Origin of the sequence: Flavobacterium zhairuonense, assembly GCF_004352915.1 — a bacterium.
In the GTDB taxonomy this organism is placed as follows: Bacteria; Bacteroidota; Bacteroidia; order Flavobacteriales; family Flavobacteriaceae; genus Flavobacterium; species Flavobacterium zhairuonense.
In genome coordinates, this window is the sequence record NZ_SJSY01000060.1 from 59,073 (window position 1) to 74,694 (window position 15,622).

17 protein-coding genes are annotated in these 15,622 nt (G+C 33.0%); 9 read left to right on the top strand and 8 right to left on the bottom strand.

Annotation, left to right across the window (positions count from 1 at the left end; all coding sequences use genetic code 11):
- Nucleotides 1-60: 60 nt before the first annotated feature.
- The 5 genes from pyk to EYY60_RS01810 all read right to left on the bottom strand — a co-directional run bounded on the left by pyk (nucleotide 61) and on the right by EYY60_RS01810 (nucleotide 4,592).
- Nucleotides 61-1,494 (bottom strand): pyruvate kinase, encoded by a 1,434-nt coding sequence (pyk, locus tag EYY60_RS01790; RefSeq protein WP_132987694.1) that lies wholly within the window; start codon nucleotides 1,492-1,494, stop codon nucleotides 61-63.
- Between the two features lie 5 nt (nucleotides 1,495-1,499).
- On the bottom strand, nucleotides 1,500-1,988 hold the full coding sequence (locus EYY60_RS01795) for an IPExxxVDY family protein (RefSeq protein WP_026727192.1): 489 nt from the start codon (nucleotides 1,986-1,988) through the stop codon (nucleotides 1,500-1,502).
- Nucleotides 1,989-2,113: 125 nt separating this feature from the next.
- Nucleotides 2,114-2,854 (bottom strand): ribonuclease III, encoded by a 741-nt coding sequence (gene rnc / locus EYY60_RS01800; protein WP_026727193.1) that lies wholly within the window; start codon nucleotides 2,852-2,854, stop codon nucleotides 2,114-2,116.
- 9 nt (nucleotides 2,855-2,863) lie between these two features.
- Entirely contained in the window at nucleotides 2,864-4,117 is a 1,254-nt protein-coding gene (gene fabF, locus EYY60_RS01805; RefSeq protein ID WP_132987695.1) for a beta-ketoacyl-ACP synthase II, read from the bottom strand.
- A 238-nt stretch (nucleotides 4,118-4,355) separates the two neighbouring features.
- Nucleotides 4,356-4,592, bottom strand: a complete 237-nt coding sequence (locus tag EYY60_RS01810) for an acyl carrier protein (protein WP_007137004.1) — start codon at nucleotides 4,590-4,592, stop codon at nucleotides 4,356-4,358.
- Nucleotides 4,593-4,767: 175 nt separating this feature from the next.
- Here EYY60_RS01810 and purN point away from each other — a divergent pair, with 175 nt between their 5' ends.
- The 3 genes from purN to rnhA are packed head-to-tail and all read left to right on the top strand — an operon-like array spanning nucleotide 4,768 to nucleotide 6,422.
- Complete coding sequence (gene purN / locus EYY60_RS01815) at nucleotides 4,768-5,331, top strand: phosphoribosylglycinamide formyltransferase (protein ID WP_132987696.1); 564 nt, start codon at nucleotides 4,768-4,770, stop codon at nucleotides 5,329-5,331.
- Between the two features lie 3 nt (nucleotides 5,332-5,334).
- Nucleotides 5,335-5,946 carry a hypothetical protein gene (locus EYY60_RS01820; protein ID WP_132987697.1) on the top strand — a complete coding sequence of 204 codons (612 nt, stop codon included), beginning with the start codon at nucleotides 5,335-5,337 and terminating at the stop codon, nucleotides 5,944-5,946.
- Nucleotides 5,943-6,422, top strand: coding sequence for a ribonuclease HI (gene rnhA / locus EYY60_RS01825; protein ID WP_132987698.1), 480 nt, complete (start codon nucleotides 5,943-5,945; stop codon nucleotides 6,420-6,422). Before EYY60_RS01820 ends, rnhA begins: the two co-directional genes overlap by 4 nt.
- Nucleotides 6,423-6,479: 57 nt before the next feature.
- On the opposite strand, the gene EYY60_RS01830 is transcribed toward rnhA, so the two are convergent.
- Nucleotides 6,480-6,827 (bottom strand): DUF6249 domain-containing protein, encoded by a 348-nt coding sequence (locus tag EYY60_RS01830; protein ID WP_132987699.1) that lies wholly within the window; start codon nucleotides 6,825-6,827, stop codon nucleotides 6,480-6,482.
- Between the two features lie 410 nt (nucleotides 6,828-7,237).
- Here EYY60_RS01830 and EYY60_RS01835 point away from each other — a divergent pair, with 410 nt between their 5' ends.
- From EYY60_RS01835 to EYY60_RS01860, 6 genes are all read left to right on the top strand, one after another.
- Entirely contained in the window at nucleotides 7,238-7,825 is a 588-nt protein-coding gene (locus tag EYY60_RS01835; protein WP_132987700.1) for an RNA polymerase sigma factor, read from the top strand.
- Nucleotides 7,809-8,204, top strand: coding sequence for a hypothetical protein (locus EYY60_RS01840; RefSeq protein ID WP_132987701.1), 396 nt, complete (start codon nucleotides 7,809-7,811; stop codon nucleotides 8,202-8,204). Before EYY60_RS01835 ends, EYY60_RS01840 begins: the two co-directional genes overlap by 17 nt.
- Before the next feature lie 16 nt (nucleotides 8,205-8,220).
- Complete coding sequence (locus EYY60_RS01845; protein WP_235832269.1) at nucleotides 8,221-9,132, top strand: alpha/beta hydrolase family protein; 912 nt, start codon at nucleotides 8,221-8,223, stop codon at nucleotides 9,130-9,132.
- 179 nt (nucleotides 9,133-9,311) lie between these two features.
- Nucleotides 9,312-9,875: a DUF998 domain-containing protein gene (locus tag EYY60_RS01850; protein ID WP_132987702.1), complete on the top strand. Its 564-nt coding sequence runs from the start codon at nucleotides 9,312-9,314 to the stop codon at nucleotides 9,873-9,875.
- 279 nt (nucleotides 9,876-10,154) lie between these two features.
- The gene (locus EYY60_RS01855) at nucleotides 10,155-11,078 is read left to right on the top strand and encodes a PfkB family carbohydrate kinase (protein WP_132987703.1); all 924 of its coding nucleotides are present in this window, start codon (nucleotides 10,155-10,157) and stop codon (nucleotides 11,076-11,078) included.
- Nucleotides 11,079-11,160: 82 nt separating this feature from the next.
- Entirely contained in the window at nucleotides 11,161-13,059 is a 1,899-nt protein-coding gene (locus EYY60_RS01860; protein ID WP_132987704.1) for an amidophosphoribosyltransferase, read from the top strand.
- 738 nt (nucleotides 13,060-13,797) lie between these two features.
- Here EYY60_RS01860 and EYY60_RS01865 read toward each other — a convergent pair.
- Both EYY60_RS01865 and pth read right to left on the bottom strand, forming a co-directional pair.
- Nucleotides 13,798-14,409 (bottom strand): superoxide dismutase, encoded by a 612-nt coding sequence (locus tag EYY60_RS01865; RefSeq protein ID WP_132987705.1) that lies wholly within the window; start codon nucleotides 14,407-14,409, stop codon nucleotides 13,798-13,800.
- A gap of 140 nt (nucleotides 14,410-14,549) precedes the next feature.
- Nucleotides 14,550-15,179: an aminoacyl-tRNA hydrolase gene (pth, locus tag EYY60_RS01870; RefSeq protein ID WP_132987706.1), complete on the bottom strand. Its 630-nt coding sequence runs from the start codon at nucleotides 15,177-15,179 to the stop codon at nucleotides 14,550-14,552.
- Nucleotides 15,180-15,622 lie beyond the last annotated feature (443 nt).

Here is a 15,622-nt window from a genome sequence, read left to right on the forward strand (position 1 = left end):
AAAAAGGCAAAAAAAAAGCCATTCTTTCGAATGGCTTTTAGTATATCTTAAAAAAGAAAACTATTCTATTTCAGAAACTCTCATGGTATTCACCATTCCTTTATCTTTAATTGGCATAGCTGCAAGGTTAATTAAATAATCCCCTTTTGTTGCATATCCTTTATCAACTGCAATTTTGTTTACATCAGTTACAGTATCATCTGTACTTTCTTCATTATCATAATAGAAAGATTTAACTCCCCATAATAAATTCAATTGTGTCAAGATTCTTCTGTTTGAAGTAAATACCAAAATATGAGCTGTTGATGGTCTCCAAGCTGAAATTTGGAAAGCAGTGTAACCGCTGTTTGTTAACGTACAAATAGCTTTTGCACTAATCTCATTTGCCAATAAAGCTGCTTGGTGACAAACTGTTTTAGTAACAAAACGTTTTGTTTTGATTTGCGGTGTATTTTGAGGCACCTGAATAAGCGGAGAGTTTTCTACAGCTTCGCAAATTTGCGCCATTTTTTGAATTACTTGAACTGGATAATTTCCTGTTGCAGTTTCTCCAGACAACATTACAGCATCAGCACCGTCCATTACAGAATTTGCAACGTCATTTACTTCAGCTCTTGTTGGAGTTAAACTTGTAATCATTGTTTCCATCATTTGTGTAGCAACGATAACCGGAATTCTAGCTGTTTTAGCTCTGCGGATCAAATCTTTTTGTACCAATGGAACTTCGTGAGCAGGTAACTCAACACCTAGATCTCCACGAGCAACCATTAAACCATCGCAATAAGCTACAATTTTATCCATGTTCTCAAGAGCTTCTGGCATTTCAATTTTAGCAACGATTGGAATTTTAACTTCTGAATGCTTAGCGATAAGTTCTTGTAAATCTTGTAAATCGCGAGGAGTTTTCACGAATGAAAGTGCGATCCAATCTACTTTTTGCTCAATTGCGAAAATCGCATCTGCAATATCTTTTTCTGTTAAAGCTGGCAAAGAGATTTTAGTGTTTGGAAGATTAACTCCTTTTTTAGATTTTAATTCTCCACCTTGAATAACTCTAGCAACAACTTCTGTTTTTTTGTCTGTTGAAACAATTTCAAAAATAAGTTTACCATCGTCAAGCAAAATACGCTCTCCCGGATTTACATCATTTGGGAAATTTTGATATTTCATGAACACTCTTTTTGATGTTCCTATAATATCTTCAGCAGTAGTAAAAGTGATTTCGTCTCCATCGTGTACTACTGTTCCTTCTTCCATTACTCCAACTCTAAGTTTTGGTCCTTGCAAATCTCCAAGGATTGCTGTTGTATAACCAAACTCTTCATTTAAGCCTCTAATGATATCGATTTTTTCTTTTACTCCTTCGTAATCTGCATGCGAAAAATTGATTCTAAACACATTAACCCCTGCCTCGATCATATCCTTGATAATCTCTCTTGTACTACATGCGGGACCAAGTGTAGCAACAATTTTGGTTTTCTTGTTTGTTAACATTTTTTTTAAAAAATTAGATTGTTTTTTGATTTTATTTTGTTTGTATCGACAGCATAAATAGCTGCAACACTCTCTATGGTATTTAATTGTTGTTGAATTTCTGAAAAATTTAGAGTTTCCTCGCTATTCTCTATTTTCAGGAAAAAATCTACTTTTTTGAATTCAGGAAGTAAATGAATTGTTGTTGAAACCTCACTTGTTTCATTAGAAAACAAATTCTGGAAATCATTCGTACTCACTGAAATGATTTCATTTTTATTCTGAATTAAATTCCATGAAACTGCTTTTTCGGAATCATAATAATAAAACCTAGAAAAATTTGCCTCTCCTTCTTTAGTCTGAGCATGAATCTCGTTTTTGCTCTTACTTAAGTTTATCGGAAGGATTTTATTGATAAAATAGGCCAGTCTATAATCTTCTAATGAAGTATGAATTGCCATTAAATAATAATCAATTTCGTCAAATTCGTCTAAATCCAATCTATGAATTGCCATGTCATGAAAAATCAAGTTGTAAATATACTATTTCTAACGGAGCATCAATAGTTATGACGTGGTTGTTTTTGTTAATTTATAAACGAAAACGTTATAGCTTTAAGATAGTTACAGCAAATTTGTAGCTATTTCTTGTCTATTTTCTCCTGAAATGCAAAATAAGCTCTTTGTGATGCTTTTTCTTCTGCCTTCTTTTTTGAAGTTGCTCGCGCTCTTGCGATTACTTTATTGTCTATACTTAATTTTACGCCAAATAAGCGCTGACCGTCAATACCGTTATCCTCAAAAATGTCATAATGAAAGACTCTCTTTTCTTTCTGACACCATTCGATAACCAAACTTTTATAACTAATAACTTTTCCTTCAAGTCGAGCAATATCAACATAAGGCGTAATTACTCTTTTTTGAATAAAACGCTCGCAGAAAGAATATCCTTTGTCCAAATAAATTGCACCAACTAATGATTCGAAAATATTACCATGGATGTTTTCTCCAAAATGCTGAATTGGCACTTTGCTCTCAACAAAACGAACCAGATTCAAATCTTTTCCGAGTTCGTTCAAATGTTCACGACTCACGATTTTAGAACGCATTTTGGTCAAATATCCTTCATCTCCATTTGGTGCCTTATTAAATAAATGTGCTGCAATTACGGCACTTAACATGGCATCACCCAAAAATTCCAATCGTTCGTAATTTATCGGTTGTCCATGTTCATCTAACTTATTTGATGATCTGTGTGTAAATGCTTTTCTATAAAATTCAATATTAACCGGTGGAAAACCAAGAATTTTCTGAATAGTGTCAAAAAAAATCCCGTCTTCTAGAGAACGGGATTTAGAAAATATTTTTTTGATAATATTCATATACGAAAATTAGTCAACGAATTTTTTAAACAATACACAAGCATTGTGTCCACCAAAACCAAAAGTATTGCTCATCGCAACATTTACCTCTCTTTTTTGAGGTTTGTTCAAGGTAAGATTCAAAGATGGATCAATTTTTTCATCCACAACACTATGATTGATTGTTGGAGGAACAATTCCGTGTTGCATTGCCAAAATCGAAGCAATTGCCTCAATAGCTCCAGCCGCACCAAGTAAGTGTCCTGTCATTGATTTTGTTGAATTAATATTGATGTTTTTAGCATGCTCACCAAAAACTGCACTAATTGCTTTTAACTCAGCAACGTCTCCTAATGGAGTTGAAGTTCCGTGAGTATTGATGTGGTCAACTTGATCAGGCGTCATTCCAGCATCTCTTAAAGTATTTTCCATTACGGCAATAACTCCAATTCCTTCTGGATGTGGCGCTGTTAAGTGGTATGCATCAGATGACATTCCGCCACCACCAATTTCGCAATAGATTTTTGCACCTCTTGCTTTTGCATGCTCATAATCTTCAAGAACCAAAGCTCCTGCTCCTTCCCCTAAAACGAAACCATCTCTAGTTGCGTCAAAAGGTCTTGAAGCTGTTTCTGGACTTTCATTTCTTGTAGATAAAGCGTGCATTGAGCTAAAACCTCCCATACCTGCAATTGTAACAGCAGCTTCAGAACCTCCAGATACGATAACATCACACATTCCTAAACGAATGTAGTTGAAAGCATCAATTAATGCATTTGCAGACGATGCACATGCAGAAACTGTTGTATAATTTGGCCCCATATAACCATTACGCATAGAAATATGTGCAGGAGCAATATCAGCGATCATTTTTGGAATAAAAAACGGATTGAATTTTGGAGTTCCATCGCCTTTCGCATAATACATTACTTCTTCTTGAAAAGTCTCTAAACCGCCAATACCTGCTCCCCAAATAACACCAACTCTTTGTTTGTTTACGTTATCATTTGTGATTCCAGCATCTTTAATAGCTTCATCACTGGCAGCAATTGCATATTGAGCAAATTTATCTAATCTTCGAGATTCCTTGCGATCCATGTAATCTTCAATATTGAAGTTTTTCACTTCGCAGGCAAATTTCGTTTTATGCTTCTCTGTATCATAATATGTGATAGGAGCGGCTCCGCTTACTCCATTCACAAGTGCATTCCAATATTCCTGGATATTATTCCCGATAGGAGTAAGTGCACCTAATCCTGTTACAACAACTCGCCTTAATGCCATAAATTTGTATTTTGTACTTTAAACAAATAAAACCCACGCTTTCTTAACATAATGTTACTTAAGAGCCATGGGCATTACAATATAAATATATCTTATTGATTGAAAATCAATCGAATTTTAATTTTAAAAAAAAAATAATAACACCCGACTCTTAAAAATTTCAAAAATCAAAAAACAAATTCCAACTGGAATATGGAATTTCAAAAATTGGGATTTTTAGAAATCGGGTGTGGTATTATTATTTTTTTGCTTCCTCGATATAAGAAATAGCTTGACCTACAGTAGCAATGTTTTCTGCTTGATCGTCTGGAATTTGAATATCAAATTCTTTTTCGAATTCCATAATAAGCTCAACAGTGTCTAATGAGTCAGCTCCTAAATCATTAGTGAAGCTTGCTTCTGTTACAACTTCGTTTTCGTCAACACCTAATTTGTCTACGATAATCGCTTTTACTCTTGATGCAATGTCTGACATAATCTTTAATTTTAGAATTTAATTTGTTGGCAAAAATAAAAAACTTTATTTTAAAACCACGATTTAGTTAATAAATGTAACACTAATTTATAAAATTAATTTCAAGAAAGCCGTTTTAAAGCTATTTATTTTCGATTTTTATTCCGTTTTTTGCATTCTCAAAACACACAACTTTATGAAAAAAATTATCGTTTTCGCCTCAGGATCAGGAACTAACGCAGAGAACATTATAAAATATTTTTCGAACACTGAAATTGCGAAGGTCGTTTCTGTCTTTACAAATAATGCTTCGGCAAAAGTGATTGAAAGAGCAAAAAATCATCAAATTCCGGTCGAAATCTTCTCAAAAAACGAACTTTTAGAAAGAAACGTACTACAAAAAGTACAAGAAATCGACCCAGATTTGATAATCTTGGCTGGTTTTTTATTGAAATTTCCAGAAAACATAATCGAGAAATATCCAAATAAGATAATCAACATACACCCAGCACTTTTGCCTAATTATGGAGGCAAAGGAATGTACGGAATGCACATACACAGAGCCATCGTTAATAATAAGGAAAAAGAAACCGGAATCTCTATACATTATGTAAATGAAAACTATGATGAAGGTGCCATTATCTTTCAGGCAAATGTTGCTTTAACTGAAGAAGACACGCCAGAAACAGTAGCAGAAAAGATTCATGAACTGGAACAAAAACATTTTCCTGAGATTATTCACCAATTATTACAAGAATAATAAATGAGAAAAAAGTTTTTTGCTTTAGTATTTCTTTTGTTCACTTCGAATTTTTATGCGCAAGGAAAATTAGATATAAAAAGAATAGGATTCTCTATTGATATTCCAAAAAACTGGCTTGCCACCAGTAATGAGGAGGTTTTAAAAAATATTAATAATTATGATTTTACAGACAAACAAATAGAGCAATTATTTAAAGCTGATAATTCATCTGTAAACTTAGCGACATTCGTTAAATATGACCAAAAAAAATACACTGGCATAATCCCAACAATTAAAATTCGTACAAGAGAAATTAAAACAAATAATATTTCAGAGTTTTTGAATCAGGTCAAGCAATCTAATGAAGCTGTAAAAAAAACTTTAAATGATTTCAAGTATATTGACAGCCCATCTGTAATTGAAATTTCTGGAAAAAAAGTAATTAAATTTTCAGTTCAATTTAATTTAAAACAAGGTGACAACATCTTTAACATATCAAGCAGAAGCTATTATATTCCTAAAGACGGTTATTATATTTCTTTAAATTTTATAGAAGAGATCGGAAAAGAAGATAATAGTTTGCTTTTTGAAAATCTTATAAAAACAATTTCACTTACAGATAAACAGCAATGACACAACACGAAGTACATATATATACTGATGGCGCTGCCAAAGGAAATCCTGGCAACGGCGGTTACGGCGTGGTTATGGAATTGGTAGGAACTCCACATAAAAAAGAATTCTACGAAGGCTTTCGCTTGACAACTAATAACCGAATGGAACTTTTGGCTGTAATTGTTGGTCTGGAAAAACTGAAAAAAGAAAACATGAAAGTTTTAGTTATTTCCGATTCTAAGTACGTTGTCGATTCTGTTGAAAAAAAATGGGTTTTGGGATGGGAGAAAAAGAAATTCGCCGGCAGAAAAAATCCTGATTTATGGAAACGCTTTTTAATTTCATACCGAAAACATCTGGTAGATTTTAAATGGATAAAAGGCCACAACAATCATCCGCAAAACGAACGCTGTGATCAACTCGCTGTTATGGCATCCATGCAACCGAAACTTTCTATTGATGAATATTACGAAACCATCGGTTCTAAAGAATAAAAAAACGCATCAAATTTGATGCGTTTTTTTGTACTAACTTAAATTCCTACTTACGATTTATTCTTTATCCAAACTTTTAGCTTTGTTAAACCCAAAAAGCAAACCAACTCCAGACATTGTAATAATTGTTGCCGGATAAACAACGTCTGAATTCATTGCTGTATACGTTGTAAGGAATAGTGCTATAAACATCCCTACTCCAATCCCAATTAAAAGAAAGGCCGTATTTATAACAAATACTTTCCAAGCTGGAACTCCTTTGCCCTCTCCTTTTAAAAAGATGCTGGCATCAACACCTTTTTCTATAAGAGCCAAACGTTCTCTGTTTCTTGTTGAATAAATAAGATAGACAATCCCAAAGATTGTTGCGCAAAAACTAAATGGTACTAATACTTCTGGTCCCATGATTTTATATTTTTTTAATTGATTGATACTCCATATGACGACACGTTTTAAATTGAGGTTACAGCTTTTGATGAAAAATTTTAAAAAATAAGTTTAAAATTCAAAAAACTATTGATTATCAGTTAATTTTGAGTTCAAAATTCTTTTAAAAAACTATAACTAGCTTAAACGTTAAATCAATAAAGACGTTTTTGTAATCTCGACGAAGGAGAGATCACACTAGAAGCTCCGCAATACAAATCGCCAATCTTTGTCGATTTCCGCATGTGATCTCTCCTCCGTCGAGATGACAATATTGCGGTAAATCTTCGAACAAGTTCAATACTTATTATATATATGTAAATTTTTAAAATTAAAAATTATTTCAAAATTCTTGTAACCTAAAATAATAAACCGTCGTCCTATATAATATGAGTACAATGAACGATCAACATTATATCGATAGAATCCTGCAAGGCGAGACCAATTTGTTTGCCGTGCTGGTGGATCGTTATAAGGATATGATTTTTACATTGTCGCTCAAAATGGTCAAAAACAGAGAAGAAGCCGAAGAAGCCGCTCAAGATACTTTTATTAAAGTGTACAATTCGTTGAGCAAGTTTAAAGGCGATTCTAAATTCTCGACATGGATTTATAAAATCTCTTATAATAATTGTTTAGACCGTTTGAAAAAAAACAAAAAAGAAGATTTAAACATTTCTATAGATGAATTTTCATCGCATTTAGTCAAAACAATGGACAATGCTTTGAGTGCTTTAGAAGATAACGAACGAAAGCAGGCCATTCAAAATTGTTTAAATTTATTGCCAAGAGAAGATAATTTCTTGCTGACTTTGTTTTATTTTGAAGATCAGAATTTAGAGGAAATTGGAAAAATCATGAACATAAACGCTAATAATGTCAAAGTGAAATTATTTAGAAGTCGACAAAAATTAGCCACCATATTAAAAACGCAGTTAGAACCCGAAATAGTTGAGTATTATGAAAGAGAGCGATAAAAACTTAGAAAATCTTATTGATAAAATGATGAGCGAAAACACTTTGCAATCGCCATCTGCCGACTTTACTTCGAATTTAATGTCGCAAATTCTTGTTGTCCAAAAAGCAAAAATCAAACCTTACAAACCTTTAATTTCCATTTCAACATGGATTTTTATCGGAGTTATTTTGGCTCTTTTGATTGCTTATAATGTGTTTTTTGCCGGAACTCAAAACAATTTAGAAGTAGGAAAATCGTATACAGATAAAATTTCGGCAATTATTTCTGGAATTCATATTTCGAAAACTTTATTGTATTCTATTTTGATAGTTCCTTTTATGATTCTAGTGCAAGTTGGGATCTTGAAGAATTATTTTGATAAGAAGTATCAGTTGTAATATTATTTTAAAACAAATGAAAAGTAGTAAAATCAAAAATAATTTATCTTCAAAAATTTTTAAAACACAGACCTATTTTCTCTTAATGTTTTTGTTTTTTATTACTAGTTATGCATCTGCAATTCCATCGAACTTTACTACTAAGGAAGTAAAATTCGTCAGTGAAGGAGTTTCGCTCGCCGGAACTGTTTTTACACCTAATAACATACAAGCTGCCGTTGTGATTGTTCATGGATCTGGACAAGAAAAAAGAATGATCGACTTTGCTACAACTCTAGCCAACAATGGAATTGCAGTTTTAACGTATGATAAACGCGGAGTTGGAGAATCAGGTGGTGTATATGCTGGACCTGAAGTAGGAACTAATAATGTTGATTTCGCAAACCTAAATCTTTTGTCTTTAGATGCTAGTGCTGCTGTAAATACTTTATATAAATCCTTGTCAAATAACAAAATATCAATCGGTTTAATAGGCGGTAGCCAAGCTGGATGGATAATTCCATTGGCTGCAGAGAAAAATAAGAAAGTTAAATTTATGACCATATTTAGCGGAGCTCTTATCACGGTTAAAGAACAATTGAGATTCCAATTTTATACAAATGGAAATCAAAATTTTTGGAACACGCATTCCGAAGAAGAAGCAAGAAAACATGTATTCAATGATCCAGACAAATATGAATTTATTGATACAAATCCTATTGATGTACTTTCTAAATTATCTATCCCAGGAATTTGGATTTTTGGAGGCAAGGATATTCAGGTTCCTGCGAATCTATCCATCGAATATCTAGATAAATTAAAATCTACAGGAAAACCTTATGAATATAAATTGTTTCCAAACTTGGGACACAATACTGCATTTTCAAAATCTGAAGAGCCTATGAACGATGCGATCACTTGGATTAAAAATATACGTGAAAAAAGATAGGTAATAGCTTTCTAAAAAATTATTCTGACAAGAAATATCCTTTATAATTTATTTTAAAATATTTTCTCCTTTTCTTAATAAACTTTTTATGTTTGCCAACATTATAAAATAGTACAAAAATTCAACAAAAACATTTTATCAAAATCTAAAAATCCTCATTTAACACCCAAAAACTAATTATGATATATTTATTAAAGCAAGCAAAATTAATTTTAGCAATATATATAATTCCTGTATTCGTAGCAGGTTTATTAGTTCCTGGTTATAACATTATCAAACAACACGCAAGCGAGATTACCTTGACACAATACAAAAATGCTATTCTTATTTTTAATAGTGGCATGATAGCTTCCGGAATATCTTGTGTTTTATTAGGTGTAGGAATAATTTTCAATTTCAAAAAATTCTACCTTTCAAGTTTTATGTTAATTGTATTCGGGATATCAATGATTTCTAACGGAATATTTCCAATGGGAAATATAATGCATGGCTTCTACGGTATAGGACTTATCATAATGCTGCTTCCCTTTGCGGCTTGTTATGAATTAAAAAATGAGAATGCAAAAAAAATATTTTTCAAAATTTCAATAATTTCAGGGCTTCTTACCTTTGTATATTTTTGGGCAATGATTGTTAGATTAGACCCTGAAAACTATAGAGGTTTGACACAACGAATAGTTTCTGTTCTTATTTTTGGATGGATTGCTTATTTTGCGCGTGAAATTGAAAAAGACGTTGTCTAAAATGCATTTGCTGATATCTAATGATATTAACTTTTTAATGCCTTTTGGTTTTAAAGGAAATCCAACAAAATCTTCAGGTGCTTTTTCCAAAATAAATATTGCAATTTAATTCTGAAAATGATATTTTAAGCATTCAAAAAAAACTCAGATAATTCACTCATTTACAATGGTTTTAAGCTCGAAAACGATATCTTTTTTTTAAGAAAATTTTGAGAACCTAAAGCATTGCAATATTGTAACTTATAGAGTATCTTTGCACCCTAATTCGAAATTCATAAAATGAATAAACTATTGATTGTTGGAACAGTTGCTTTCGACGCGATTGAAACTCCTTTCGGAAAAACAGATAAAATTTTAGGTGGTGCTGCAACGTACATTGGTTTATCAGCTTCATTTTTTAACTTGCAATCGGCTATTGTTTCAGTAGTTGGCGACGATTTTCCGCAAGAACATTTAGATCTTTTAACTTCAAAAAATATTGATATCTCTGGTATCGAAATTGTAAAAGGAGGAAAAACCTTTTTCTGGAGTGGTTTATACCACAACGATTTAAATTCTAGAGACACTCTTGTAACGGAGTTGAACGTTTTAGCTGATTTTCAGCCAAAAGTTCCTCAAAACTACAAAGATGCTGATGTTGTGATGTTAGGAAACTTACATCCATTAGTTCAAAGCAGTGTTTTAGATCAAATGGAGAAAAAACCAAAATTAGTTGTTTTAGATACAATGAACTTTTGGATGGATTGCGCTCTTCCAGAATTACTAGATGTTATTAAACGTGTAGATGTTATTACAATCAATGACGAAGAAGCAAGACAACTTTCAGGTGAATATTCATTAGTAAAAGCAGCTTCTAAAATCCAAGATATGGGACCAAAATATGTGGTGATCAAAAAAGGAGAACACGGAGCACTTTTATTCCACAATAGAGAAGTATTCTTCGCACCAGCTTTACCGTTAGAAGAAGTTTTCGATCCAACTGGAGCCGGAGATACTTTTGCAGGTGGTTTTTCTGGGTTTATTGCACAGAGTGAAAACATTTCTTTTGGAAACATGAAGAATGCGATTATTTACGGTTCAAATTTAGCTTCGTTCTGCGTAGAGAAATTTGGAACTGAAAGGATGGAAAATTTAAGCAAAGCCGAAGTAGCGATTCGATTACAGCAATTTAAGTCGTTAACTCAGTTTGACATAGAGATATAATGCGCAAAAGCCTCGGATAAAACGGGGCTTTTTTTATTACGTTAATACACACAACTTACAACAACACAAAATACAAAAAACAATGAGCGACGCTTTAAAACACGAATGTGGGATAGCCTTAGTTAGACTACTTAAACCGCTTGAATATTATAAAGAAAAATACGGAACTGCTTTTTACGGAATTCAGAAAATGTATTTAATGATGGAAAAACAGCATAACCGCGGACAAGACGGTGCTGGTTTTGCAAGCATTAAATTGGATGTTGATCCTGGACAGCGTTATATCAGCAGAGTTCGTTCGAACCACGCACAGCCAATACAAGATGTTTTTAAACAAATCAACGAGAGAATCAGCGAGGAGTTAAAAGCAAATCCTGAAATTGGCGATGATATCAATAAAATAAAATCGCAGATTCCTTATGTAGGCGAATTATTTTTAGGACACGTTCGTTACGGAACTTTTGGAAAAAACAGTATCGAAAGCGTTCACCCATTTTTGCGTCAGAGCAACTGGATGCACCGTAACTTGATTCTAGCAGGAAACTTCAACATGACAAATGTTAAAGAACTTTTCGAAAACTTAGTTGAGCTTGGACAGCATCCAAAAGAAATGGCGGATACTGTTACTGTAATGGAAAAAATTGGTCACTTTTTAGACAAAGAAGTAATGCAATTGTACCAAGACTGTAAAGCTGAAGGCTATTCTAAAAGAGATGCTTCTCCAGTAATTGCAGAGCGTTTGGATATTGCAAAAATCTTAGCTCGATCTGCCAAAAACTTAGATGGAGGTTACGCAATGGCTGGATTATTAGGCCATGGTGATGCATTTGTTTTTAGAGATCCAGCAGGAATTCGTCCAGCATATTTCTACCAAGATGACGAAGTGGTAGTTGTAGCTTCTGAAAGACCAGTTATTCAAACGGTATTTAATGTGCCTTTTGAAAGTGTTCAGGAAATTGACCCAGGAAATGCTTTGATCATCAAGAAAAACGGAAAAGTTACCATGAATCAAATCTTGGAACCAACTGTCAAAAAAGCGTGTTCGTTTGAAAGAATTTACTTTTCAAGAGGAAGTGATGCTGAAATCTATCAAGAGCGTAAAGACTTAGGTAAATTAATTTTACCTGCTGTTCTTAAAGCAATTGACAGTGACACAGACAATACTGTTTTCTCTTATATTCCAAACACAGCTGAAACTTCATTCTACGGATTAGTTGAAGCTGCTCAGGATTTCTTAAATCAGAGAAAAAACAATTATATCCTAGAAAACAGAAACACACTTACTACTGAAACGCTTCAAGAACTTTTGGCTGTTAAAATACGTACAGAGAAAGTCGCTATTAAAGATGCTAAACTTAGAACTTTTATTACTGAAGACAGCAGCCGTGATGATTTAGTGGCACACGTTTATGATGTTACATACGGCGTAATTAAGCCAGAGGACAATTTGGTTATTATTGACGACAGTATTGTTCGTGGTACTACTTTGAAAATGAGCATCATTAAAATGATGGATCGTTTGAAACCAAAACGTATTGTAATCGTTTCATCTGCACCACAAATTCGTTACCCGGATTGTTACGGAATTGATATGGCGAAACTAGAAGGTTTAGTTGCTTTTAGAGCAGCACTTGCTTTATTGAAAGAAAGAAACCTTTACCATATTGTAGATGAAGTTTATGCAAAATGTAAAGCACAAGAAAATTTCGCAGATAAAGATGTTGTGAATTATGTAACAGAAATTTACAGCCAATTTACTGACGAAGAAATTTCAGATAAAATTGCCGAAATGCTAAGCTCTCCAGAAATTAATGCCGAAGTAAAAATCATTTTCCAAAAAGTGGAAGATTTACATATTGCATGTCCTAAAAATTTAGGTGACTGGTACTTTACAGGAGACTACCCAACCCCTGGTGGAAATCGAGTTGTAAACCGTGCATTTATGAATTTTTACGAAGGAAAAGACGCTAGAGCATATTAAGAAAGTACTAATAAAAAGTTAATTTGTGCATTTCATCGATTATTTTTGCCGTTCATCCTGTTTGTTTGGTAAAAATGAAAAGCTACAATACTTTTGGAGAACCATAACATTAGTAGGTTAAGTTTATGGTAGATTTGGGGCAAAAAGGGTGCAAGCAATTGCACCTTTTTTATTTTATTCAGATAAGTACTTACAAAACAGACTCCTACAATCACTTCGTCGAAAATATCGACCATTCATCTAAAAAGTTTTTTTTTCAAATATTGTCGCCATACATTTACTGAACCATAACATTAGTAGGTTAAGTTTATGGTAGATTTGGGGCAAAAAAGGCGGAAGAGATTCCGCCTTTTTTATTTCTTCTTTTTAAATAAAAGAACAAAGAGAATAGAAGAAAGACTTTTAAAAAATGAGCATAAAAAAACAAACACTATGTACTCGTCTTTTTTCTATATTCTATACTCTTTACTCTTTACTTCATCGGATATATTTGCCATTCGTCTAAAAAAGTTTTTTTAAAAATATTGTCATCATACATTTACTGAACCATAACATTAGTAGGTTAAGTTTATGGTAGATTTGGGGCAAAAAAGGCGGAAGAGATTCCGCCTTTTTTATTTCTTCTTTTTAGACAAAAGAACAAAGAGAATAGAAGAAAGACTTAAAATTGCACATAAAAAAAGACGAACACAAAGTGCTCGTCTTTTTTCTTTATTCTATAATCTTTGCTCTATTCTCTTATTTATCTAAAGCGAATCTTCTTGCAACTTCTGTCCAGTTAATTACGCTGAAGAAAGCTTCAATATAATCTGGCCTTCTGTTTTGGTAGTTTAAGTAGTAAGCGTGCTCCCAAACGTCCATTCCTAAGATTGGAGTTCCACCGTGACCAGCAACTTCTGGCATTAATGGGTTATCTTGATTTGGAGTCCCTACAACTTCTAATTTTCCTCCTTTTTGAACTGTCAACCAAGCCCATCCAGAACCGAATTGTGTTGCGCCAGCTTTAGCAAATTTTGCTTTAAACTCTTCGAAAGTTCCAAAAGAAGCTTCGATAGCCGCTAATAAATCTCCTGTTGGCAAACCTCCTCCATTTGGAGACATTACAGTCCAGAATAAATTGTGGTTGTAGAAACCTCCACCATTATTACGAACAGCTGCATTTGATTTATCTAAGTTGATTAAGATGTTTTCAATAGTTTTCCCTTCTAAATCTGTTCCAGCGATAGCAGCATTAAGATTTGTAGTATAAGCATTGTGATGCTTTGTATGGTGGATTTCCATTGTACGTGCATCAATATGTGGTTCTAATGCATCATATGCATATGGTAATTGTGGTAATTCAAAAGCCATGATATTTCTAATTTTTATGGTTTATAATAATTTATTCCAAATTTAGACATTTAACTTTGGAATTGAAAATACTATTTCGTTATAATTCAATTTAATTAATTGATAAATCGGTTTTTTAAGAATTAAACACTTGAAAATCTTTATTTTCCGTTGAAAGTTGTCATTGTATTTTCTAAACCGGCGGTTCCAAAAGTTCTGATGATTTCTGCCGACGTTTCTAAGCGTTCCGGCAATTTTGCATTTTCTTCATCATTCCATTCTCCTAAAACATAATCAACCTGCTGTCCTTTTTTGAATTGATCGCTTATACCAAATCTGAAACGGGTATAGTTTTGTGTGTTTAAAACAAGATTGATGTTTTTAAGTCCGTTATGGCCACCGTCACTTCCTTTTGGCTTGATTCTTATTGTTCCGAATGACAGATTTAAATCGTCTGTAATTACTAAAACATTCTCTAACGGAATATTTTCTTTATCCATCCAATATTTTACGGCTTTTCCACTTAAGTTCATGTAAGTATTTGGTTTTAAAAGAAAAAAGGTTCTTCCTTTAAACTTATATTCAGCTAAAGATCCTAGTTTTACAGTTTCGAAAGACAAACCTTCTTTTCTCGCTAAAAAATCCAGCACTTTAAATCCGATATTGTGTCGTGTATTGACATATTCAGCTCCGATATTTCCTAAACCTACAATTAAGTATTTTTTCATAATGTCTTCTGTGTTCTCTTCTTTTGGTGTTGATGAAAACAGTTTTGTTATCCATTTTATCATGGTTGCAAAAGTAAGATTAATTAGAGAATGTAACAATTAGATAATTTGAAAATGTGAAAATTAGATAATTATCTGTTGGCGTGATTTAACCGAAAAGGTCGCAAGGAGTTTACGCAAGAGCCACTAAGAACACAAAGAAAATGCCTCTCGCAGATTTAGCTAATTTTTCCGCAGCATCTCAGCATCTTAGTCCCGATAGCTATCGGGATAGAAACTTATGAAAAAGATACTTTCTTTCTAGCCCTGACAGGAGCGATATCCTTTTTCTGGCTTCTTTAGCCAGAAAAAGATTTAGCGGATGGCAGGAACGTCACTACTTTTAAAAACGGAGATTTTCTGCTTCAAAAAATTATTAATGCGACAATTAGAGAATATGATAATTAGATAATTTAAAAAGACTTCGACTTCACCCAGCCCGATATTGAGAAAAAAAAAAAAAAAAA